Origin of the sequence: Streptomyces sp. NPDC001410 (assembly GCF_042895235.1) — a bacterium.
In the GTDB taxonomy this organism is placed as follows: Bacteria; Actinomycetota; Actinomycetes; order Streptomycetales; family Streptomycetaceae; genus Streptomyces.
In genome coordinates, this window is sequence record NZ_JBIAWE010000008.1 from 41,845 (window position 1) to 61,975 (window position 20,131).

The 20,131-nt window shown below is 70.6% G+C and carries 20 protein-coding genes and 1 pseudogene; 10 read left to right on the forward strand and 11 right to left on the reverse strand.

The features are described 5' to 3' along the window. Positions 1-256: 256 nt before the first annotated feature. Positions 257-1,153 (reverse strand): shikimate dehydrogenase, encoded by an 897-nt coding sequence (locus tag ACFY3C_RS18535; RefSeq protein ID WP_390771486.1) that lies wholly within the window; start codon positions 1,151-1,153, stop codon positions 257-259. A 155-nt stretch (positions 1,154-1,308) separates the two neighbouring features. Between ACFY3C_RS18535 and ACFY3C_RS18540 the strand changes: the two genes are divergently transcribed. Further along, positions 1,309-1,974 carry a TetR family transcriptional regulator gene (locus ACFY3C_RS18540; RefSeq protein WP_386581387.1) on the forward strand — a complete coding sequence of 222 codons (666 nt, stop codon included), beginning with the start codon at positions 1,309-1,311 and terminating at the stop codon, positions 1,972-1,974. Positions 1,975-2,177: 203 nt separating this feature from the next. Further along, positions 2,178-3,536, forward strand: a complete 1,359-nt coding sequence (locus tag ACFY3C_RS18545; protein WP_390771487.1) for an MFS transporter — start codon at positions 2,178-2,180, stop codon at positions 3,534-3,536. Between the two features lie 197 nt (positions 3,537-3,733). Here the strand turns inward: ACFY3C_RS18545 and ACFY3C_RS18550 are convergent, their stop codons facing one another. Both ACFY3C_RS18550 and ACFY3C_RS18555 read right to left on the reverse strand, forming a co-directional pair. After that, positions 3,734-4,075 carry a VOC family protein gene (locus ACFY3C_RS18550; RefSeq protein ID WP_390771488.1) on the reverse strand — a complete coding sequence of 114 codons (342 nt, stop codon included), beginning with the start codon at positions 4,073-4,075 and terminating at the stop codon, positions 3,734-3,736. Between the two features lie 53 nt (positions 4,076-4,128). Then, on the reverse strand, positions 4,129-4,725 hold the full coding sequence (locus tag ACFY3C_RS18555; protein WP_386581382.1) for a TetR/AcrR family transcriptional regulator: 597 nt from the start codon (positions 4,723-4,725) through the stop codon (positions 4,129-4,131). Between the two features lie 110 nt (positions 4,726-4,835). Between ACFY3C_RS18555 and ACFY3C_RS18560 the strand changes: the two genes are divergently transcribed. Then, on the forward strand, positions 4,836-5,714 hold the full coding sequence (locus ACFY3C_RS18560) for an NAD(P)-dependent oxidoreductase (protein WP_390771489.1): 879 nt from the start codon (positions 4,836-4,838) through the stop codon (positions 5,712-5,714). Between the two features lies 1 nt (position 5,715). Here ACFY3C_RS18560 and ACFY3C_RS18565 read toward each other — a convergent pair whose 3' ends face one another. After that, entirely contained in the window at positions 5,716-6,159 is a 444-nt protein-coding gene (locus ACFY3C_RS18565) for a PPOX class F420-dependent oxidoreductase (protein ID WP_390771490.1), read from the reverse strand. Positions 6,160-6,247: 88 nt separating this feature from the next. On the opposite strand from ACFY3C_RS18565, the gene ACFY3C_RS18570 reads away from it, so the two are divergent. The 5 genes and pseudogenes from ACFY3C_RS18570 (at position 6,248) to ACFY3C_RS18590 (ending at position 11,793) form a co-directional block, all read left to right on the forward strand. Then, positions 6,248-6,826, forward strand: coding sequence for a TetR/AcrR family transcriptional regulator (locus tag ACFY3C_RS18570; RefSeq protein ID WP_390771491.1), 579 nt, complete (start codon positions 6,248-6,250; stop codon positions 6,824-6,826). Next, a complete protein-coding gene (locus tag ACFY3C_RS18575; protein WP_390771492.1) occupies positions 6,823-8,184 on the forward strand; it encodes an MFS transporter in 1,362 nt (453 codons plus the stop codon). Before ACFY3C_RS18570 ends, ACFY3C_RS18575 begins: the two co-directional genes overlap by 4 nt. Before the next feature lie 61 nt (positions 8,185-8,245). Continuing rightward, the gene (locus ACFY3C_RS18580; protein WP_390771493.1) at positions 8,246-9,469 is read left to right on the forward strand and encodes a serine hydrolase domain-containing protein; all 1,224 of its coding nucleotides are present in this window, start codon (positions 8,246-8,248) and stop codon (positions 9,467-9,469) included. A gap of 156 nt (positions 9,470-9,625) precedes the next feature. Further along, positions 9,626-10,321, forward strand: a complete 696-nt coding sequence (locus ACFY3C_RS18585) for a TNT domain-containing protein (protein ID WP_386575963.1) — start codon at positions 9,626-9,628, stop codon at positions 10,319-10,321. Between the two features lie 96 nt (positions 10,322-10,417). After that, positions 10,418-11,793: pseudogene (locus ACFY3C_RS18590) on the forward strand (DUF4246 domain-containing protein). Between the two features lie 31 nt (positions 11,794-11,824). Here ACFY3C_RS18590 and ACFY3C_RS18595 read toward each other — a convergent pair. Both ACFY3C_RS18595 and ACFY3C_RS18600 read right to left on the reverse strand, forming a co-directional pair. Further along, on the reverse strand, positions 11,825-13,075 hold the full coding sequence (locus tag ACFY3C_RS18595) for an MFS transporter (protein WP_390771743.1): 1,251 nt from the start codon (positions 13,073-13,075) through the stop codon (positions 11,825-11,827). Positions 13,076-13,129: 54 nt separating this feature from the next. Continuing rightward, positions 13,130-13,540, reverse strand: a complete 411-nt coding sequence (locus ACFY3C_RS18600) for a hypothetical protein (RefSeq protein ID WP_390771494.1) — start codon at positions 13,538-13,540, stop codon at positions 13,130-13,132. 397 nt (positions 13,541-13,937) lie between these two features. Between ACFY3C_RS18600 and ACFY3C_RS18605 the strand changes: the two genes are divergently transcribed. Further along, positions 13,938-14,306 (forward strand): hypothetical protein, encoded by a 369-nt coding sequence (locus ACFY3C_RS18605; RefSeq protein WP_390771495.1) that lies wholly within the window; start codon positions 13,938-13,940, stop codon positions 14,304-14,306. On the opposite strand, the gene ACFY3C_RS18610 is transcribed toward ACFY3C_RS18605, so the two are convergent. From ACFY3C_RS18610 to ribA, 5 genes are read right to left on the reverse strand one after another with little or no spacing between them, the layout of a single operon-like run. Further along, positions 14,284-15,435, reverse strand: coding sequence for a saccharopine dehydrogenase family protein (locus ACFY3C_RS18610; RefSeq protein ID WP_390771744.1), 1,152 nt, complete (start codon positions 15,433-15,435; stop codon positions 14,284-14,286). The genes ACFY3C_RS18605 and ACFY3C_RS18610 overlap by 23 nt on opposite strands. Further along, the gene (locus tag ACFY3C_RS18615; protein ID WP_390771496.1) at positions 15,428-16,507 is read right to left on the reverse strand and encodes a saccharopine dehydrogenase; all 1,080 of its coding nucleotides are present in this window, start codon (positions 16,505-16,507) and stop codon (positions 15,428-15,430) included. The genes ACFY3C_RS18610 and ACFY3C_RS18615 overlap by 8 nt, the downstream gene beginning before the upstream one ends. Next, a complete protein-coding gene (locus ACFY3C_RS18620) occupies positions 16,504-17,649 on the reverse strand; it encodes an NAD(P)/FAD-dependent oxidoreductase (protein WP_390771497.1) in 1,146 nt (381 codons plus the stop codon). The genes ACFY3C_RS18615 and ACFY3C_RS18620 overlap by 4 nt, the downstream gene beginning before the upstream one ends. Next, entirely contained in the window at positions 17,646-18,620 is a 975-nt protein-coding gene (locus ACFY3C_RS18625) for an ornithine cyclodeaminase family protein (protein ID WP_386575970.1), read from the reverse strand. The genes ACFY3C_RS18620 and ACFY3C_RS18625 overlap by 4 nt, the downstream gene beginning before the upstream one ends. A 33-nt stretch (positions 18,621-18,653) precedes the next feature. Then, a complete protein-coding gene (gene ribA / locus ACFY3C_RS18630; RefSeq protein ID WP_386575971.1) occupies positions 18,654-19,313 on the reverse strand; it encodes a GTP cyclohydrolase II in 660 nt (219 codons plus the stop codon). Between the two features lie 38 nt (positions 19,314-19,351). Here ribA and ACFY3C_RS18635 point away from each other — a divergent pair, with 38 nt between their 5' ends. Then, positions 19,352-20,128, forward strand: a complete 777-nt coding sequence (locus ACFY3C_RS18635; RefSeq protein WP_386575972.1) for a creatininase family protein — start codon at positions 19,352-19,354, stop codon at positions 20,126-20,128. Positions 20,129-20,131 lie beyond the last annotated feature (3 nt).

Here is a 20,131-nt window from a genome sequence, read left to right on the forward strand (position 1 = left end):
GGGGATGTCACGGTCCGGGACGCTGGGAACGCCCCGGACCGTGGTGAGTATCGGCCGGGCCTGCGGGGCGGTGACCGAGACGGGGCCGGGTCTCACCGAGGTCTCACCGCGGGCACACCTGCTGCTCGGCGGGCTCTCACCGGGGGCGAGCCGCTGCCTGGGGCGCCCTCACGGGGTGCGAACGCGGCCTGTCCGTCGGCTCAGGGGCGTACGGGGGCTGCCCGACGCGCATGCCGGTGCCGGCCACAGCCCCGCGTCACACCGCCTGCCCCGCGGAGTGCTCCGCTCCGGCCAGCGCCGTGATGTCCGCCAGCATGCGGACCGTGTCGGGCTCGCGGCCCGTGAACAGGCGGAAGGCGTCCGCGGCTTGGAAGACCGCCATCCCGCCCCCGTCCAGCACGGCGCAGCCTGCCGCCCGCGCCGTGCGCAGCAGTTCGGTCTCCAGGGGGCGGTAGACGACCTCGGCGACCCACAGCCCGGGGTGCAGGAGGTCCGCGGGCAGGGGCAGGCCGGGGTGGGCGGCCATGCCGGTGGGGGTCGCGTGAACAAGGCCGCCGAGGCCGTCGGCGCGGGACAGCAGGTCCGCGAGGCGCTCCGGGGTCGTGGAAGCCGCCCGGCCGGCGCCGAAGTGCCGGTTCAGGGATGTGGCGAGGGCGGCGGCGCGCTCCGGCAGCGCGTCGACGACCGTGACCCGCTCGGCACCGAGGGTGAGCGTGGCGTGGGCGACGGCCGCGCCCGCTCCCCCGGCGCCGAGCTGCACGATCTCCCGCAGGGGCGCGTCGGGCAGACCGCGCGCGAAGGACGCGGCGAAGCCCGTGACGTCCGTGTTGTGCCCGACCGCGCGCCCGTCCGGCTCGAAGACGACCGTGTTGACCGCGCCGAGCGCCTCGGCCTGCGGGGCGAGCGCGTCGAGGTGCTCGATGACGAGCTGCTTGCACGGGTGGGTGATGTTGAGCCCGTCGAAGCCCAGGTCACGGGCCGCCCGGACGAGATCCCCCACGGCCTCGGGCGGCACGCCGAGCGCATCGATGTCGATGAGCCGGTAGAGGTAGCGCAGCCCTTGGCGGTCGGCCTCGCGTTCGTGCAGTGCGGGACTGAGCGACGGGCCGATGCCGGAACCGATCAGCCCGACGAGATACGCGTCCTTGGCCACGGGGACCTCCTGGTGCGACTCACTAATGTACGAACTAGTACGTTAGCTATATCAGCCTGCACCTGCTCCGGGAAAGGCCGGACCGGTCCGGCGGGTCCTGTTCCGGGCCCTGCTTCTACAATCACCGGCACTGACCCCATGCCCGAAGGAACCCGATGACCAGCGTCGAAGAACCGGTACACCCCGGCGGGCGGACGCGTGACGCCGTCCGCACCAAGGCCGAGATCCTCGACGTGGCCACACAGGAGTTCGCGCGGGCCGGCTACGACGGCGCCCGGGTGGACGAGATCGCGGCCCGCACCCGCACCACCAAGCGGATGATCTACTACTACTTCGGCGGCAAGGAGCAGCTGTTCACGGCCGTGCTGGAGCGGGCGTACGGCGTGATCCGCGAGGCGGAGCAGCGGCTGGACGTCGAGCACCTGGACCCGGTCGCGGCGATCCGGCGCCTGGCCGAGGTGACCTTCGACCACCACGAACAGCACCCGGACTTCATCCGGCTGGTCAGCATCGAGAACATCCACGGCGCCGAGCACATCGCGGCCTCCGAGAAGCTCGGGCGGATGGGTTCGCCGGCGCTGGACGTGATCCGCCGGATCCTGGCCGCCGGGCAGGAGTCCGGGCTGTTCACGGCCGATGTCGACGCCGTCGACCTGCACGCGATGATCAGCTCGTTCTGCTTCTTCCGGGTCGCCAACCGGCACACCTTCGGCGCCCTGTTCGGCCGCGACCTGGTGGACCCGGCGCAGCGCGAGCACTACCGGACCATGCTCGGCGACATGGTGATCGCCTACCTCACCGCGGAGCGAGCCACCGACTGACGCGGACCGACGCAGGCCGACGCAGACCGACGCGGACCGACCGGCTCACGCAGGACCTCTTGACACGGCGGAAACGCGGGCGCAACATCCCACCCACCACAACTAACTATCCAGTGGGTTAATTAGCTGCCGAGATCCGGCCCTTCGCCCCGCCGCCCGCTCCGCCCCTCCGTAGGGTGGAGTTCCCCCGAAGGAGCACCGCCGTGTCCGTCCCCACCCCCGCGCCCGTCGCCGAAGCCCCACCCGGCCAGCCCCGGAAGGCCGCCACCGCCGCGTGGATCGGCAGCGCGCTCGAGTACTACGACTTCTTCATCTACGGCAGCGCCGCCGCGCTGATCTTCCCGAAGGTGTTCTTCGACGCCTCCGACCCGGCCACCGCGACCCTGCTGTCGCTGGCCACGTTCGGGGTGGCCTATGCGGCCCGGCCCGTCGGCGCGCTGTTCCTCGGGCACGTCGGGGACCGGCTCGGACGCAAGAAGATCATGGTGTTCACGCTGATCCTGATGGGTCTGTCGACGTTCCTGATCGGCTGCCTGCCGACCCGGGCGCAGGTCGGCACCCTCGCTCCGGTACTGCTGGTGCTGTGCCGGGTCCTGCAGGGCATATCGGCCGCCGGTGAGCAGGCCAGCGCCAGCTCGATGAGCCTGGAGCACGCGCCACCGGACCGACGGGGGTTCTTCACGAGCTTCACGCTCAGCGGCACCCAGGGCGGCCAGCTCATCGCCACCCTCGTCTTCATCCCCGTCGCCCAGCTCCCCGAGGACCAACTGCTGTCCTGGGGCTGGCGGGTGCCGTTCTGGCTGAGCGTGGCGGTCGCCGTAGTCGGCTACGTCATCCGGCGCAGGCTCCAGGAGACGCCGGCGTTCTCCCGGCAGGCGGCGACCGAGGGCGTGGTCCGGCTGCCGCTGGCGGTGCTGATGCGGGAGCACTGGGCGGATGTGCTGCGGGTGATCGCGGGCGCGCTGATCGCCTCGGTCAGCACGATCTTCACGGTGTGGGCGCTGGCGTACGCCACGAGCGAGGCGGTCGGCATGTCCCGTACGTCGATGCTGTGGGTGGGCGCCCTGGCCAACCTGGTCGCGCTGGCCGCGATCCCGCTGTGGGCGACGCTGTCCGACCGGATCGGGCGCCGCCCCGTCTACCTGATCGGCGCAGTGGGCAGCGCGGCGGCGATGGCCGGCTACCTGTGGGCGATCTCCACCGGCTCCTACCCCCTCACCCTGACCCTCGGGATCATCGCCTTCGGTCTCGTCTACAGCGCCGCGAACGGCGTGTGGCCCGCCTTCTACGGCGAGATGTTCGCGACCCGGGTCCGGCTGTCCGGCATGGCGATCGGCACCCAGATCGGCTTCGCGGTGGCGGGTTTCGCGGTCACCTTCGCCGCCGAGATCGCCGGCCCCGGCGGCGACGACTGGCAGGCGGTCGCCCTGTTCACCGCGGCCCTGTGCGTCCCCCCGACCCTCGCAGCCCTCTCCGCCCGCGAGACCCACAAGGTCCCGACGGAACTCCTGGGCGAACGGGCTGGCCGCAGCGAGTCGCACCCGGAGACGGTGTCGGCCTGACCCCGCTTCGCCCTGGGACAACCGCACAACGCGCCGGACTGCCGGGCCTGCGCCGCCTTCACAGGGCCGGCCCCGCAGTCCGTCCGCCGTCGGCTGACGGCTGACGGCTGACGGCTGACGGCTGACGGCTGACGGCTGACAACAGCCGCCCTGACCACTTCCGGATCCGAGCGCCCGCCGCCCCTACAACCTCGGGCCTACGGCCGCGGATGGCGCGGCTCGTACAGCCCGAGTCGCCCGCCGCCCGGCAACCGGAGTGCCGTGAGCCGGCCCCACCGAGCCTCCTCGACGGGCTCCGCGAACTCCACACCCTTCTCGGCGAGTTGCTCCCGTGTCGCGTCTAGGTCATCGCACATCAGCATCAGTTCGTGCGACGGGTCGCCGTCCGTGGGATGACAGGCCACCTCCGTGGGCGGCGCCTGGAAGATCAGCCAGCCGTGGCCGGCGTCCACGTACGCCCATCCGAGGACGTCCCGCAGGAAGGCCCGGTCCGCTTCGACGTCACGGCTGTAGATCACCACATGTGCCCCATTGATCACGCGCGGAGGCTAGTGCGGGAGGCCGCGCGGAACAAGCACCTCCGCGCCGGGCGTCACCCGGAGGAGACCACCGCGGCGTCGAGCAGCGGCCCGAGTTCGCGGACCACGGCCTGCAGCGGGCGTACGTCCTCCTCGGCCCGGGCCATCAGGATCGCGCCCTCCAGGGTGCTGATCATCAGGGTGGCGAGGGAGTCGGCGCGGGCGGCGGGGACGCCCATGCCGGTCAGGGCCTCGGCGACCGGGCCGCGCCAGGTCGCGAACGCCGCGGCGGCCGCCTCGCGCGTGGAGGTGCCCTCGGCGGCACAGTCCACGGTCGCAGCCGCGACCGGGCAGCCGCCGGCGAAGCCTTCCGTCTCGTACTCGTCCGTCCACTGGGTCGCCATCGCCGCGAACAGGCCGCTCGGCGTCGGCTCGTCCAGGCCCGCGAGGAAGCGGGCGACGCGCTTGCCGGCGTACCGCCCGGCCCAGCCCACGGCCTCGTTGACCAGCTGTTCCTTGCCGCCCGGGAAGTAGTGCTGGAGCGAACCGCGCGGCGCCCCGGCGTGGGCGGCGACGTCCCGCATGCCGGTCGCGCCCACCCCGTCGCGCCGGATCAGCTGTGCCGCGCTGAACACCATCCGCTCGCGCGGCCCGTGCCGCGACTCCGCCATGGCCGACCTCCGATCGCCCTCGCCCACGGCCTTCACCCTATGACCGGCGTCATAACACTAGCTACTATGACAGCGGTCATAGTAGGGCTGGCGGAGGGAAGGGCGGCCCCGTGAAGGTCGGATTCATCGGTCTCGGAGTGATGGGTCAGCCGATGGCGCTGCGCCTGGCGACCTGCGGCACACCCCTCGTGGTGTGGAACCGGACACCGGAGCGCACCGAGCCGTTGCGCGCGGCCGGCGCCGAGGTCGCGGCGGACACCGACGAGGTGTTCGAGCGGGCCGAGGTGGTGCTGCTGATGCTCGCCGACGAGGCGGCGGTCGACACCGTCCTCGGCCGCGGCACCCCCGCCCTCGCCGCGCGGGTCGCCGGACGCGTGGTCGTCCACATGGGCACGACCTCCCCCGAGTACTCGCACGCCCTGGAGTCCGACATCCGCGCGGCCGGCGGCCGGTACGTCGAGGCCCCCGTCTCAGGCTCCCGGGTACCGGCGGAGCAGGGGCAGTTGGTGGCGATGCTGGCCGGCGAGGGGTCCGCCGTGGACGTCGTACGACCGCTGCTCGCACCCCTGTGCCGGGAGACCTTCGCGTGCGGCGCGGCACCGGGCGCGCTGCTGATGAAGCTGTCCGTGAACCTCTTCCTGATCACCCTGGTGGCCGGGCTGACCGAGGCCTTCCACTTCGCCGAACGACAGGGTCTGGACCGGCGACTGTTCCTGGACGTCCTGGACGCGGGCCCCATGGCCAGCGGGGTCTCCCGGATGAAGGCGCCCAAGCTGCGCGAGCGGGACTTCGCGGTGCAGGCGGCCGCCCTGGACGTCCTGAAGAACAACCGGCTCATCGCCGAGGCGGCCCGCAAGGCACACCTGGCCTCGCCCCTGCTCGACGTCTGCCACAGCCTGTTCGAGGAGACGGTGACGCAGGGGTACGGCGACGAGGACATGGTGGCGGTACTGCGGGCGATCGAGGCGCGGACCGCCGAGGCGCCCTAGGTCAGTCCTTCCCCTTCGGGATGCCGTACGCCCGCTCGACGGGCAGCCGCAGCACCAGCCGACGGTCGCGGACCATCGCGGCTCGGTAGTCGTCCCAGTCCGGGTGTTCGCCGAGGACGTCCCGGTAGAGCCGGATCAGCTCCTCGACGGTCTCGTCGTACGGGTCTTCGGCGACCGGCGAAAGGTCGGCCGCGCCCTCGGCGACCGTGTACGCCCAGCGGTCCTGGCTGGTGACGTGGTAGGAGGCACGGGGGTCGCGGCGGAGGTTGCGGGTCTTGGCGCGGTCGTCGGTGATCGAGATCCGGATGACCCGCTCGTCGGGATAGTAGGCGTGGCTGACGTTCGACAGCTGGGGCCGGCCGTCGCTCTTGAGCGTGACCAGCACTCCGCCTCGCGTCTCGGAGAGCAGCTTGAGCAGGGCGTCCTGCATCGGGTCCTGAGTCATATGAGGGTCAACTGGCCCGAGAGCACGGGCATTCCCCACCTGAATCCGCGAGTAGACACTGTCTACGCCCATCTGGTAGACACTGTCTATGACTGAATCCGACACGGGGCTGCGCACCCGCCTCATCGACGTCGGCGTGGAGCTGGTCGCCGCCGAGGGTGTCCAGGCGCTGACGCTTCGGGAGATCGCCCGCCGCGCGGGGGTCTCGCACGGGGCGCCACGCCGCTACTTCCCCACCCATCTGGAACTGCTGTCCGCCATCGCCCGTCGGGGGTTCGCCGATCTGGGCGACCGGGTCCGCCCGACGCTCGACGGCGCCGGCGACCCCCGCACGCAGGTGCGGGAACTGGCTCGCGTCTACCTGGAGTTCGCTCTGGACAACCCGGGCATGTACGAGCTGATGTTCCGTCACGATCTATTGGAGAGCGGCCACTTGGGCCTGCGCGAAACCAGCCTGCCACTGTTCACTCTCCTCGCGGACCTCGTCGGCCAGATCCGCCCCGAGGCGGACGCCCGGCGCACGGCAGGCGCCCTGTGGGCAAACCTGCACGGCATCGCCCAGCTGTGGCACTGGGGCAGCCTCCAACTCGCCACGGACGAACCTGACTTCAACGCGCTGCTGGATGCGGCTCTCCTTGCCCACCTGGGCCCGGAGGGCGGGCGGTGAACCGCCGGCTGACCCTGGTGAGCAGTGTGGCGGGCGCCGTACTCGTCGCCCTCGACGGTACGGTCCTCACCGTCGCCCAGCCCTCCCTGCAACGGGCGCTGCACGCGTCGTACGCGCAGGTGCAGTGGACCAGCACCGCGTACCTCGTGGCGGTGGCGAGCCTGCTGGTGTTCGCGGGCCGACTCGGCGACCGCTACGGGCAGCGGCGGATGTTCGCGCTCGGCATGCTGGGGTTCGGCGCGGCCTCGGCGGGCGTCGGACTGGCGCCCTCGATCGGCTGGGTGATCGGACTGCGGGCGGCACAGGGCGTGTTCGGGGCACTGCTGCAGCCCGCCACGCTCGGCATGCTGCGGGCCGCCTTCCCGCCGGACCGGCTGGCGATGCCGCTCGCGATACGCACCAGCGCGATCGGCCTGGCGGCGGCAGCGGGGCCGTTGCTGGGCGGGGCACTGGTGAACGGGCTGGGCTGGCAGGCGGTGTTCTTCCTGAGCGTGCTGCCGGCCGCAGGCCTGGGCCTGGCGGCCCTGGTCCTGCCCGACCCGGACCACGAGCCGACTCCCCACACCCCGTTGGACCTACCAGGGGCACTGCTCCTCGCCGTGACCCTGGCCTGTCTCGTCCAGACGCTGGTCACGCTGCCCACCTCCGGTGCGGCCATCGCCGCCGGACTGGCGGTTGCCGCGTTCGCCGCCATCATCTTCATACGGCACGAACGCCACACCACAAGCCCTCTGCTCCCACCTGACGTGATCCGCTCACCCGCGGTCGGCTCGGCCCTCACCCTCCTCGTCGCCGCATCGGCCTCACTCTTCGGCACCCTGTTCGTAGAGACCTACGTGCTGCAGCGCCGGCTCGGCCTCGACCCGTTCCAAAGCGCCCTGCGCAGCCTGCCGTTGGCGGTGCTGATGGTGGGGTCCGCTCCCCTGTGCCCGATGCTGCTGCGCAGGCTGGGTGCACGGCGAACGACAGCGACGGCAATGACACTGCTCGCACTCGGCATCCTGATCCTGTCCGCGGCCACCGGTGCACTCACTCAAGGCTGCGCGTTCGCACTCCTGGGCGCGGGGTTCGGCACGGTGATGGTGGCGGCCACCCATGTGGTCGTACGGCAGGCGCGGGTGGCGGTGGCCGGAGTGGCGGGGGGCCTGCAGCAGACCGCGCTCAACATCGGGCCCGTGCTCGGCGTGGCCGCGGGCACCGCGCTGATGGGCGCGGGCCCCCGGACGGCGCTGCTCGCGCTCGCCGCAGTGGCTGCGATCGCCGTGCCGGCGGCACGCGCGCTGCCGGGGCGTGGGGTCGCGTCGATCACACACACCCCTGATGAACAGGTCCGTTCCGGGGTTCCTGCGCGACGATGAGGTGTGCGTCGCGGCGGACATACCTGCCCGCACGCGCGTACGACGCGACCGGAGGAGAGCGATGGCACAGCTGCGACAGGAAGTCGACCCGGACGAGGCCGGGCTGGACGTGAAAGCCCTCGACCGGCTCGACCGGCGCTTCGCCCAGCACGTCGACGAAGGCCGCCTGCCCGGCTTCCTGTTGGCCGTGGCCCGCCGCGGCCACGTCGCCCACCTCACCACGTACGGCCACCGGAACGTCGCGGCCGGGCTGCCCGTCGAGACGGACACCCTCTGGCGCATCTACTCCATGACCAAGCCCGTCACAGCGGTCGCGGTGCTGCAACTGGTGGAAGAGGGCCGCCTGTCCCTGGACGACCCGGTCGACCGTTACCTACCGGAATTCGCCGATCCCCAGGTGTACGAGAGCGGTGCGGGCACAGAAGTACGCACACGCCCCGCATCCGGCCCCATCCTCATCCGGCATCTGCTCACCCACACGGCGGGCCTGACCTTCGGCTTCTACTACAAGCACCCCGTGGACGCCCTCTACCGCGAGGCCGGCCTGGAGTCGTCGGTACCGCCGGGGGCGAACCTGGCCGAGACGATGCAGGTGTACGCGCGTCTGCCCCTGCAGTTCGAACCCGGCACGCAGTGGAACTACTCCATCGCCTCCAACGTGCTGGGCAGGATCATCGAGGTGGTCTCCTCACAACCCCTGGACGACTACTTCGCCGAGCGCATCTTCCGCCCCCTCGGCATGACCGACGCCGGCTTCCACATCACCCCCGAACAGGCCGATCGACTGGCCGAGATGTACGGCGAGACCGAGGACGGCGGCATCACACCGATCCCGGGACTGCCACTGCGCGGCCGGCCCCGCTTCCTGTCCGGCAGCGGCGGCATGGTCGCCACGGCCCAGGACTTCCACCGCTTCATGGAGATGCTCCGCCGGGGCGGCGAACTGGACGGCACCCGCCTCCTGTCCCCCGACACAGTCGCCCTCATGACCCGCAACCACCTCCCCACCAACACCGACCTGCGCACCTTCGGCGCCCCCACCCACCAGGAACGCAACAACGACGGCCTCGGCTTCGGCTTCAACGTCTCCGTCGTCATCGACCCGACCCGCACCCTGGCCCCCCAGGGCCTCGGCACCTACGGCTGGACCGGCGTGGCCACCACGGCCTTCTGGATCGACCCGACCCACGACCTGACGGTCCAGTTCATGACCCAGGTACGCCCGAAGAAGCTGAAGGTGTTCCCGGAGCTGCGGCGAATGGTGCACGAGGCGCTGATGGACTGACCGCTGGTGGCTTCTCCATGCGACCGCTCGGCCGTCCGAGTTGTTGCGTTGCGCCGCTCAGGCGACCTGCCCGTGCCACCTCGCTCCTTCGTTCGTACTGCGCGCTTTGACTGCGGCGTGCCGGTGCCGACCGACACCGGAAGAGAAGGGATTCGGATGCGCGCACTGCGACGTCTCCTCTGGAGCGCACTTGCGTCGTCGCTCCTCCTGATCGGAGCAGCACCAGCCCCCGTCCAGGCCCAGGAGGCCCACTCCCGGGGCGGCTCCTACGACTGCCCGACCACCCATCGGACGGCCAACACGAACCCGGCACCGTCGACGGGTCTGCAGGAGTACTACCACGGCGACTGGCGGCTCGGCCCCAGCTACCTCACGACGACCGGCGCCATCGGACGGATGCTCCGGGGCTACCACCCGGAGGACCACACTTCGCAGTTCTGGTTCCTCGGCTGCTACTGGCAGACCGACCAGCAGAACAAGTCCGGCTGGTGGTACCCGGACAACAACGGCTTCGTCCTCCGCGACGGCCGTCCGGTCGAATCGCCGAAAACCCTCCAGGTGGGGGACCGCGTCGACCTCTTCGGCAGCGGCAACGGCTTCTTCCTCGCGCCGGAGGGCACGCCGTACGCGAAGCGCGCCCTCCCGCCGACCAACCTGGACAAGTACGCCGAGAACACCCCTCCCTTCAACTACCACCTGTACCGCGTCATCAAGCCGCTCACGGTCCAGGCCGGGCCCATCAGGCCCTGGTTCGGCCAGGAAGGGCTCGGCGAACAGTTCCTGACGAGCACCAGGGTCTCGGAACTGGCCGCTCCGGGTGGGTATCTGAAAGAGATCACCTCGACGTCGTAACACCAGACGGAGGCGCCCGCCCCGGTGACGGCTGCGGTGTCAGTCCGCTGAAGTACCCTTCCAGCCACCACACACCGACTGGGAGGACCAAGAGAATTGACTGACCTGTCTGCTTTCCCGCTGCCCTTTCACGCTTCCCGTTCCATATCGTTCGCGACGCCCCGAACGCTGCGGGAACTTCAGATGATGCAGTGCAGCGCCCACATCCGGGCGAAGCCGGGGTGGTTCGACAAGATGAATGATGCCGACATCGTCGCCAGGTGGACGCAAGAAGCGGTCGCCCAGGGCCTCACCGAAGCGCAGGTTCGTTACGTGCTTGCCGAACTCGTGCATTACGCCGCGCTGCGGGACGGACGAACCGGCGTCGAGGTGTCCGCCGTCGACGGGGTGTGGCAGTCGGACACCCTGGTCGACGACAAGCTCAGATCCCGGCTGCGCGAGGCGGTTCGGGTTCTGGAAGAGGTCCCCGAAGGAGAGCAGGACTGGCATCCCGGATCCGACGGCCAGGTACTGGATCTGGTGCATCCCTCACTGTTCTGCCTGGTGAGAGAGGCGAGCGGCGCGCCCGAGCAGGCTTGGCACAACCCTACGAACCACTACTCGAGGTACGAATTCTCGGAGAAGTTCCAGTGGCTGCCCACGGACGTCGACGTCAGTGACGACGGCGATGTCGCCTTCCGTTCGTACGTCAACAATGTCCACCCCGAGACACATCGCGAACTGGCCTCCGTCCTACCGGACTTGTTCGCGCGTCTGCGCCCGCTGCTGGAGAACGTGCTCACCGATCTACGCCATCCTCGACCCCTGCGGATCAAGGCCGATCCTTTCGGGTGGTACGACTCGGAGCCGGAGTATCCGGACAAATCCTCCTACAGTGATGACGAGGCCTACGCAGAGGCCTACCGCGCATGGGAAGTGGCCCAGGACGACTGGTGGGAGAACCGCCGCCCGGTCATCCCGGACGCCCCGGACTTCACCCCGCCCGAAACGAGCGGATCGTCTCGACCGGCATCTACTACTGGGACAGCGAGAACATCACCGAAAGCCGGCTGAGTTTCCGGGCGGCACTTGACGACCCGCACTACGAACAGAACGACGACAACGGTCTGCGTGACGTCTACGGCCTGGAGGACGAAGACGCACTGAACCAGATGCTGGGATCGGCATCGACCCCAGCGGGCCGCTGCCTGGCGTTCCCGAACATCCTGCAACACCGCGTCGGCTCATTCCGCCTCACGGACCCCACCCGCCCGGGACATCGCAAAATTCTCGCGTTCTTCCTGGTCGACCCGTCGGAAAGGATCGTCTCGACATCCGATGTGCCACCGCAACAACCATGGTCCGACACCTCGACCATGACGCTTGAACAGGCCAAGAACTACCGCGAACAACTCATGCAGGAACGCAAGTTCTTCGTCGACGAACACAACGAGCAGCTCTACGAACGAGAATTCTCCCTCTGCGAGCACTGAGCCTCTTTTGTCCGCGTCGCGACAGAAGCCGTCACGCAGACGGGACCGGCGTCTCCGGCGGGGCGGGAAGCGTCCGTCCCAGGCGGGCGAGTGGGGACAGGGCCATCAGTGCGGGCGACAGCAGCATGCCTGCGGCTGTCGTCAGCAGGCTGGTGCGCGTCCCCCATGCTTCCGCGAGAAAGCCGCCGAGCAGCGAGCCGAGCGGGGTCAGCCCCATCCCGGCAAAGTTGATCGTCGCGGCCGCGCGGCCCTGCATCCCGTCCGGGGTAACGGTCTGCCGGACGGCCATGACCGTGACATTCACCAGCTGGCTGAGGGTCCCGAAGACGAAGTTGACCGTAAAGAGCGCGGGAACCGTCACCGCAGAGGAGCCGTGCAGTGCAGGCACGCACAGGAACACGCCGTCGCCGAGTGCTGCCGCGGACACGAGTACAGCGCCATATCCGAAGCGGATGGGTAGGCGGGCGGCCAGCAGCGAGCCCAGGAGCGCGCCCGGCCCCGTCGCGGCGAGTGCCAGCCCGACCGCGGTGCCCGACAGGTGCAGGTTCCGTGGCAGGAACAGCAGATAGACGGTCATCACGGCCGCGAAGAAGAACTGGAAGGCGGCTGACGCGAGGCACACAGTGCGTAGCGAGGTGTCGCCGGCGACAAAGCGGAGGCCCTCATGGATCCGCCGCCAGACCCGAGGAGGACGTTCCGAGCGCTCCGGGACGGATTCGCGGCGGCGGATCCGTCGGATCGACAGGAACGACAGCGCGAAAAACACCGCGCTGGAGGCGGCAGCGATCGGCGCCGACAGCACAGACACCAACACACCGCCGAGGGCGGGACCGCCGATCTGCGCAGCGGACCGACTGCCCTCGAGCGCGCTGTTGCCTCTCACCAACTGATCGCGTGTCACCAGCCGTACCAAAGACGCCTGGTACGCCACGTCGAAGCACACGGACAGAGCCCCAACGGCGAAGGCGACCACGAGCAGCGCCGGCAGGCCGAGCCCACCGAGGAGGCCGGCCACGGCGGCGGCGCCCAGTGCCAGTGCCCGACCGGCGTCCGCCAGCACCATCAGCGTGCGGGAGCGCCACCTGTCCACCCACGCGCCGGCGATGAGCGACAGCAGCAGTATCGGCGCCTGCCCCACCGCGCGCAGGGCGCCCAACTGGCCCGCACCGGCGTTGAGCGTCAGGACCGCGAAGAGCGGCAGAACCACCAGACTTGCATGTTCGCCCAGTTGGGAGGCCGTCTGGCCCACCCAGAGCCTGCGGAAGTCGCCGTCCCGCCACAGGCTCGACGGAACAGGTCGAACGGAATCGGATCCAGGGCAGGGCACGAAAGGCGATTAAGGGCTGGGCAGACGGCTGGGTGGTCCATCTGCCAGTCCCGCGATCACGGCGGAAACAACGGAGGTCACGACGAAACTCCCTATCATGACCATCCCCACGCCGACCACGAAGAGGCCGCTGGCATCGTCCGACCAGTCGTAATAGGCAGCAACCGTCAGGCCGGCGGAGGTGCCGAGCACAGCGCCTGCCCTGTAGCGCCGAGTTGCCGCCCAGCAGACCGGCGCCAGCAGAGTCAGCACCAGCCCGATCACCTGCCACGCCTCGTACGGGCCGGTCGTCGAGCCGTCAGGGTGGACGTCACGGTGCTGGTCCCAGCCGAGCCAGGCTGCCCACAGTGCCAGCGACACCCCGGCCAACACGGGAATCGACAACAGTTGGAGAACGGGCTTGGGTTGTCCTTCAGTCATGGCCCCAGCGTTCCGGCTCGCCCCGTCACCGCCCAGAGTTCAAGTACTCAGGTGCACGTGAGTAGGGGGCACATGGGGGGCTTCCCCTGATACTCGTCATACTCGTCGGATGGATGGATCAAGGGGTTCCTGGAGCAACACCACCCACGACTGGACCCGCGTCACGGATCTGGAACACCTTGCGCATATTCGCCATGCGCCGACCGAGTTCGCTCCCGGTGGCCCGGGGCACCTCGTCCTCGAGGTCGTTGCCTACGCCGCCGACGAGGCGGTGAGTAGGACAGGAGGGCGATGCACGATCACTCTGCATCGCGACGGCTCTGTGTCCGTGGCCGATGACGGTCGAGGCACCGACACTCGCGTCGATGAGCACGGCCGGTTCGTGAAGAAGCCGGTCATGGCCACGAAGGACCTGCGGTTCTTCGACTTCCCGGACGCGGAGCGCCTTCCGGACGGGCACCCGCGTCGCGGCATGTCCGTCGTGGCGGCGCTCAGCGAGTGGCTGGTTCACACCAATCGCCGCCTCGACGGAGCCTGGACCCAGCGCTACGAGCACGGGGTTCCGGTGACCGACCTGGAACCCCTGCAGGCCGACGGGACGACCGGCACGCTCATCCGGTTCCTGCCGGACACGGCGCTGCGCTCGCAGAGGTTGCCGACCACGGATGACCTGGGGCGTTGGGCCTCGCGCTGGTCCGACCTGCAGGTCCGCGTCGACGACCAGCGCGAGAGTGGTTCCTCTTCTACTGGCCCGGTCGCAGAGTGAAGTCCAGACCCTCCTCTGCGAGTTCGGCGAGCCACACGTCCGACCGCTCAGCCGTCTCCGCCGCCCGGTTCAGTCCCGCCGGCAGGCTGCCGTCCAGGATGTGACGGACGCCCAGGGCAAGGGGGCGGGAGACGCAGCGGGCCATGGCCGACTCCTCGGCGGTACCCACGAGGTCGAGGAAGTAGCTGCCCGTCCAGGTGCGGTCCGGGGTCTCGACCTCCAGGGACACCGACAGTACGACGCGGTCGCGGTCCACGTCCGTCGTCGGGTAGGTCGCCGCCAGCTCGCTGGCCAGGGCGGCGATGCTCGCGTCGTCCCCCGCCTTCAGCTCCTCGAAGACGGGCTCCCATGCCTTCAGCCAGCCGTCCAGGCGCAGGGTGCCTCGTACGAAGGTGCTCGGGGTCCAGGCGGGCGGGAGGCCGTACTGGGCGATGAAGGGGATGCTGTCCCTGTTGGGGTAGGCCTCGAAGGTCTCCCCGGAGAGGATGTGCGGCCTGGTCGCCTCCCAGGGGCGGGAGGCCGTGGTCTCGGTGCCGTTCTCCAGGTAACGGGCGGGTGAGCGGAGGGCGTTGAGGACGCCCAGGGGTGCCCAGCTGAAGCGGTACCGGAAGTCGTTCGGGACGGCCGGGACGCCGCCGCAGTAGGAGGTGAGGCGGTAGGTCGCCGGGGTGTCCGCGCCGATCTGGGTGCGCGCCCTGCCGATGAGGCTGTGCGCGAAGAGGTGGTCGATGCCCGGGTCGAGGCCCGCCTCGGTGAGGACGACCAGGCCGGCTGCCTCCGCTGCCGGCAGCTGGTCCAGGACCTCGGGCGAGACATAGCTGGAGCAGGAGAAATGGGCTCGCGCGGCTACACACGCGGACAGGAGTGCGGCGTGCTCCGGCGCGGGCAGCATCGATACGACGATGTCTCCGGGCGCCAGTTCGGCGGTGAGCGCGGGGAGCGTGAAGGCGCGGGGCTCGGCTCGGTCGGTCAGGCCCAGGGTGGCCAGGGCGTCGGCCGCGCGTTCCTCGGTGCGGTGCCACAGCCGTACCCGCTCGGCCGTGTCGCACAGTGCGGCCAGTCCGCTGCCGGTGGACAGGCCCGCACCGACCCAGTGGACGGTGCCGGACGTCGGGACTCGGTCAGTCATGGGGCTCATGGGGCGACTCCCTTTCGTCGGCGATGCCCAGCTCACGGCAGGCCTGGTGGAAGCGGTCGAGGCAGCGTCCCCACGGTCCCGAGGTGCCGAAGTCGAGCAGGTGGGGCAGGAGGGCCGCGGAGAAGTCGGTGCTGGACTCGCGGGGCAGCAGCGAGGGCAGGTTGTCGATGGCGATCAGGGACAGGGGCGGTTCCTTGCGCAGGTGGCGTACGGGGTCCGTCCAGTCGGTGGTGCGGTCGTAGACGGGCAGGACGTTCAGCGGGGAGCCGACGTCGCAGGTGACGTCGCAGAGAGTGCGCAGGCGGCGGGCCGGGTCGTCCAGGTCCGCCTCGCGCAGGAAGGGCGGGACGGGGGTGGTGGCGAGGACGCAGTTCACCATCACGTCGTGGCGGAGCAGGGCCGGGCGGTCGAGGGTGCGGGTCTCGGCGAGGTCCCAGTGGGTCGCGGTGACGCCTGCGGTGTCCAAGGCGGCCGCGGCACCCCGGCCGCTGCGGCCCAGCGCGCCGATGACGAGTGCCGTGAAGTCCCCGTCCCCGTCCCCGGGCCTCGGTTCGAGGGTGGCGTCCAGGTCCTCCTTGGTGGTGGGGTGCAGGGGTGCCACCAGGCGGCCCCGGTGCTGGAGCACGGCGAGCGCGGCGCCCAGGTAGCCCGCCCAGTAGCCGAAGGCGGCCAGCCTGCGGCCCTGGTCGTCCACCAGGTACTCCAGGTCCAGCAGCGCTCCTCCCCCGGCCGCGAACCGGCGCAGCAGCTCCACCGCCCCCGGCTGCTGCTTGTAGGCGTGGCCGAAGAAGATGTGACGGTGCGGCAACGACGGCGGCTCGTCGGGGAGTTCCTTCAGGCCGAGGATCACGGCATCGCGCGGTGCCGTCGACCAGGAGCCCGCCGGTGCGCGGCGGCAGCCGGCCGCCTCGTACTCCTCGATGGGGAAGATCCGCTGCGGGGATTCCTCCACGGTCAGCCGCACCCCGCTCTCGGTCAGGCGGCGGGCGTCGGCGGGGACGATCGGCGTGCGCCGCTCGGTGGTACGGGCCTCGTGGCGCAGCCACAGGTGCAGCTCGGTCATACCAGGTTGGCCTCCGGGCGCGGGGCGTCGGCCGCGAACCGGCCGGCGCTCAGGGGGCGGACGTCGAGGAAGGGTACGCGGCCCAGGTACAGGTCGCGGACGATCTCGCCCACGGCGGGTCCCTGGAGGAAGCCGTGGCCGGAGAAGCCGGTCGCGTACAGGAAGCGGGACACCGAAGGCGCCTCGCCGATCAGGGCGTTGTGGTCGGGGGTGTTCTCGTACAGGCCCGCCCAGGTGCCGGTGCGGCGCAGGTCGAGCAGGGCGGGGGCGCGGAGCTGCATCGCCTCGTACAACCGGGGGATCCAGCGGTCGTGGGTGTCGGTGGCGAAGCCCGGTTTCTCGTCCGGGTCTGACATGCCGAGCAGCAGGCCGGGGCCCTCGGCGTGGAAGTAGAGGCTGGTGGTGAAGTCGATGGTCATGGGGAGCGTCGGCGGCAGCCCGGGGACGGGTTCGGTGACCGCGATCTGCCGGCGCAGCGGCTGCACCGGCAGGTCCACGCCGACCATCGCGCCGACCGCCCTGGACCAGGCGCCGGCCGCGCAGATCACCGTGTCGGTGGCGATGCGGCCGAGGGTGGTGCTGACGGCGGTGATGGTGTCGCCGTGCAGTTCGATGCCGGTCAGTCCGGTGTGGCGCAGGATGCGGACGCCGTGGGCGCGGGCGGCGGCCGCGTAGCCGTGGACGACGGCCTCGGGTGTGCAGTGGCCGTCGTCCGGGGAGTAGGCGGCGGCCAGCAGTCCGTCGGTGGTGATCAGCGGGGAGAGCCGGCGGGCCTCCTGCGGGGTGAGCATCCGGCTGGGCACGCCGAGGGAGTTCTGCAGCCGCACCCCCGCCTCGAAGGAGGCGACCTCCTCGGGCGTGGACAGCAGGAACAGATAGCCGACCCGGTGCAGCCCGATGTCCTGCCCGATCTCCTGCGCGAACCGGCCGAAGGCCTCCAGGCTGCGCGCGCCGAGCTGGATGTTCAGCTCGTCGGAGAACTGCGCCCGTACTCCGCCCGCGGCCTTGGAGGTGGAGCCGGCAGCCAGTTCGTCGCGTTCGACCAGGACGACGTCACGCACTCCGGCACGCGCCAGGTGGTAGGCGATGCTCGTGCCCATCACCCCGCCGCCGACGACGACCACCCGGGCCTGAAGGTTCACTCGGCTGCCTCCTTCGCGGCGCGGATCACGGCCCAGGCCGCCGCGGCGTCCTGGATGCCGAGTCCGGTGCTGTTGTAGTAGACGATGTCGTCCGGTGCGGTACGGGCGCCGCGGCGTCCGGTGAGCACCTCGCCCAACGGGATCAGGGCGTCGGGGGTGAGCAGTCCGTCGCGCAGGGCGTCCACGACCGGCCCGGCGTGCCCGGCCGCGGTGCCGGCGTCGTCCACGACGACGGCCGCGGCACGTCGTACGACGTCGGCGTCGACCTCGTGGCGGGTGGGCTCGAAGGAGCCGACGCTGACCACCGTGCAGCCCGGGGCCAGCCATGCGCCGCGCACCACGGGTGTCGTGCTGAGCGTGCAGGCGGCGACCACCCCGGCGCCGGTCACCGCTTCCTCGGCGCTGTCGACCGCGCGGACGGGGACGCCGAGTCCGGTGGCGAGGGTGTCCGCGGCGGCGGTGCGGCGGCTCGGGGTCGGGCTCCACAGCCGTACCGCCGTCACCTCCCGCACCCGGGCGATCATGCGGGCGTGGGCGAGGGCCTGGGTGCCGGAGCCGAGCAGCGCCAGCTCCGTGCGGCCGGGCACGGCGAGGGCGTCCACGGCGACGGCGCTGCCCGCCGCCGTACGCAGCGTGGTCACCGCCGTACCGTCCAGGACGGCCGCGAGCCGCCCGGTGTCGGGGTCGAGCGCGGTGACGACCGCGTGCACGGTGGGCAGCCCGGCGGCCGCGTTGCCCGGGTTGACACTGCCGAACTTCGCCACTGCCCCGGTGTCCTTGGACAGCCGGGAGACGTAGGCGAAGACCACGCTGTCGTCGAAGCGGCTCGGCTGCATGATCTTGCCGGGCATGTCGGCCTCGCCCGTGCCGAGCGCGGTGAAGGCCGCCCGCTGCGAGGCGATCGCCGCGTCCGGGCCGAGCAGCCGGGTCACCTCGGTCGCGGAGAGAAAGAGGACGTCGTCGTCGGTCATCCCCTGATCCTGTCCGGACGGCCGCCCGCCGAATCAGGAGCCGTGGGCGACCGCGTCCAGATGGGGCAGGTGGTGGTCCAGCCGCTCCCGCTTCGTCCGCAGATACCTGATGTTGCTCTCGCACGGCTCGATCAGCAGCGGCACCTGCTCGGCGACCTGGACGCCGTGCCGCACCAGCGCCTCGCGCTTGCGCGGGTTGTTCGACATCAGCCGCACCGAGCGCACCCCGAGGTCGTGCAGGATCTGCGCGGCAACGCCGTAGTCGCGGGAGTCGACCGGCAGCCCGAGCGCCAGGTTCGCCTCGACCGTGTCCAGGCCCTCCGCCTGCAGGGCCATCGCGCGCAGCTTCGCCAGCAGACCGATGCCACGGCCCTCGTGACCCCTCAAGTACACGACGACACCGCTGCCTTCGGCGACCACCGCACGCAGCGCCGCGGCCAGCTGGTCGCCGCACTCGCAGTGCTGGGAGCCGAACGCGTCGCCGGTCAGGCACTCCGAGTGCAGCCGGACGAGAACGTTGTCGGCGCCGATCTCCCCGTACACCAGGGCGACTTGCTCGTCACCGCGGTCGTGGTCCAGGTAGCCGATCGCCTGGAATTTCCCGTACACGGTGGGCAGCGGCGCATTCACAATGCGTTCCGCGCCCGAACGCCGCGGGGACTTCTTGCCGAGGATGCCGATGTTTTCTGTCATGATCTGATTCCTAAGCAGAGACGAAAGGCCGGGAAAAGATGAGTGGTTCGGGCGCGCGTTCGGCGGCATACGGGGTGGTGCCGGCAGACACCACGGAAGACGTACGGATGCGGGGGGCGGGCGTTTCAACTCAGGTCGCCGTCCTTCCCGTCGGCAGCTTCGAACAGCATGGCGCCTTCCTTCCGCTGGCGACCGACACGCTGGTCGCCTGTGCCGTGGCGCGGGAGATCGCCGCCGCGTACCCGGTGCACCTCCTCCCTCCGGTGACGGTCTCCTGCTCGCACGAGCACGCGGCCTGGCCGGGGACCGTCAGCATCTCCGCCGTGACCCTCCATGCGGTGGTCCGGGACATCGCGGCGTCGCTGCGCCGCTCCGGTGTCGACGCGCTCGTCGTGGTCAACGGGCATGGCGGCAACTATGTGCTGGGCAACGTCGTACAGGAAGCCTCCGCGCGCGGCGAGAAGATGGGACTGTTCCCTGCCGCCGAGGACTGGGAGGCGGCGCGGGAGGCGGCGGGGGTGCGCACCTCGCTGCTCACCGACATGCACGCGGGAGAAATCGAGACCTCCATTCTGCTGCACGCTCATCCCGAATTCGTCCGTCCTGGATACGAGTCCGCCGATTTCACCGCGGACGACCGTCGTCATCTGCTCACCGTGGGAATGTCCGCCTATACCGAGTCGGGCGTCATCGGCCGTCCTTCCCTGGGTTCGGCGGAAAAGGGGAAGGAACTGCTGGCGAGCCTCACGGAATCGTTCGGCGCGATTTTCGCGCTGCTGACGTCCGCCGAGGGCTCCGAGGACGTACGGGGGTAGCCG

What these genes read in the sequence shown, in the direction of transcription:
- ACFY3C_RS18635 (WP_386575972.1), top strand. Translation starts at nt 19,352, where the DNA reads ATGAGTGGTTCGGGCGCGCGTTCGGCGGCATACGGGGTGGTGCCGGCA.
- ACFY3C_RS18625 (WP_386575970.1), bottom strand. Translation starts at nt 18,620, where the DNA reads ATGACCGACGACGACGTCCTCTTTCTCTCCGCGACCGAGGTGACCCGG.
- ACFY3C_RS18580 (WP_390771493.1), top strand. Translation starts at nt 8,246, where the DNA reads ATGGCACAGCTGCGACAGGAAGTCGACCCGGACGAGGCCGGGCTGGAC.
- ACFY3C_RS18565 (WP_390771490.1), bottom strand. Translation starts at nt 6,159, where the DNA reads ATGACTCAGGACCCGATGCAGGACGCCCTGCTCAAGCTGCTCTCCGAG.
- ACFY3C_RS18570 (WP_390771491.1), top strand. Translation starts at nt 6,248, where the DNA reads ATGACTGAATCCGACACGGGGCTGCGCACCCGCCTCATCGACGTCGGC.
- ACFY3C_RS18610 (WP_390771744.1), bottom strand. Translation starts at nt 15,435, where the DNA reads ATGACTGACCGAGTCCCGACGTCCGGCACCGTCCACTGGGTCGGTGCG.
- ribA (WP_386575971.1), bottom strand. Translation starts at nt 19,313, where the DNA reads ATGACAGAAAACATCGGCATCCTCGGCAAGAAGTCCCCGCGGCGTTCG.
- ACFY3C_RS18555 (WP_386581382.1), bottom strand. Translation starts at nt 4,725, where the DNA reads ATGGCGGAGTCGCGGCACGGGCCGCGCGAGCGGATGGTGTTCAGCGCG.
- ACFY3C_RS18605 (WP_390771495.1), top strand. Translation starts at nt 13,938, where the DNA reads ATGGCCACGAAGGACCTGCGGTTCTTCGACTTCCCGGACGCGGAGCGC.
- ACFY3C_RS18540 (WP_386581387.1), top strand. Translation starts at nt 1,309, where the DNA reads ATGACCAGCGTCGAAGAACCGGTACACCCCGGCGGGCGGACGCGTGAC.
- ACFY3C_RS18600 (WP_390771494.1), bottom strand. Translation starts at nt 13,540, where the DNA reads ATGACTGAAGGACAACCCAAGCCCGTTCTCCAACTGTTGTCGATTCCC.
- ACFY3C_RS18615 (WP_390771496.1), bottom strand. Translation starts at nt 16,507, where the DNA reads ATGACCGAGCTGCACCTGTGGCTGCGCCACGAGGCCCGTACCACCGAG.
- ACFY3C_RS18585 (WP_386575963.1), top strand. Translation starts at nt 9,626, where the DNA reads ATGCGCGCACTGCGACGTCTCCTCTGGAGCGCACTTGCGTCGTCGCTC.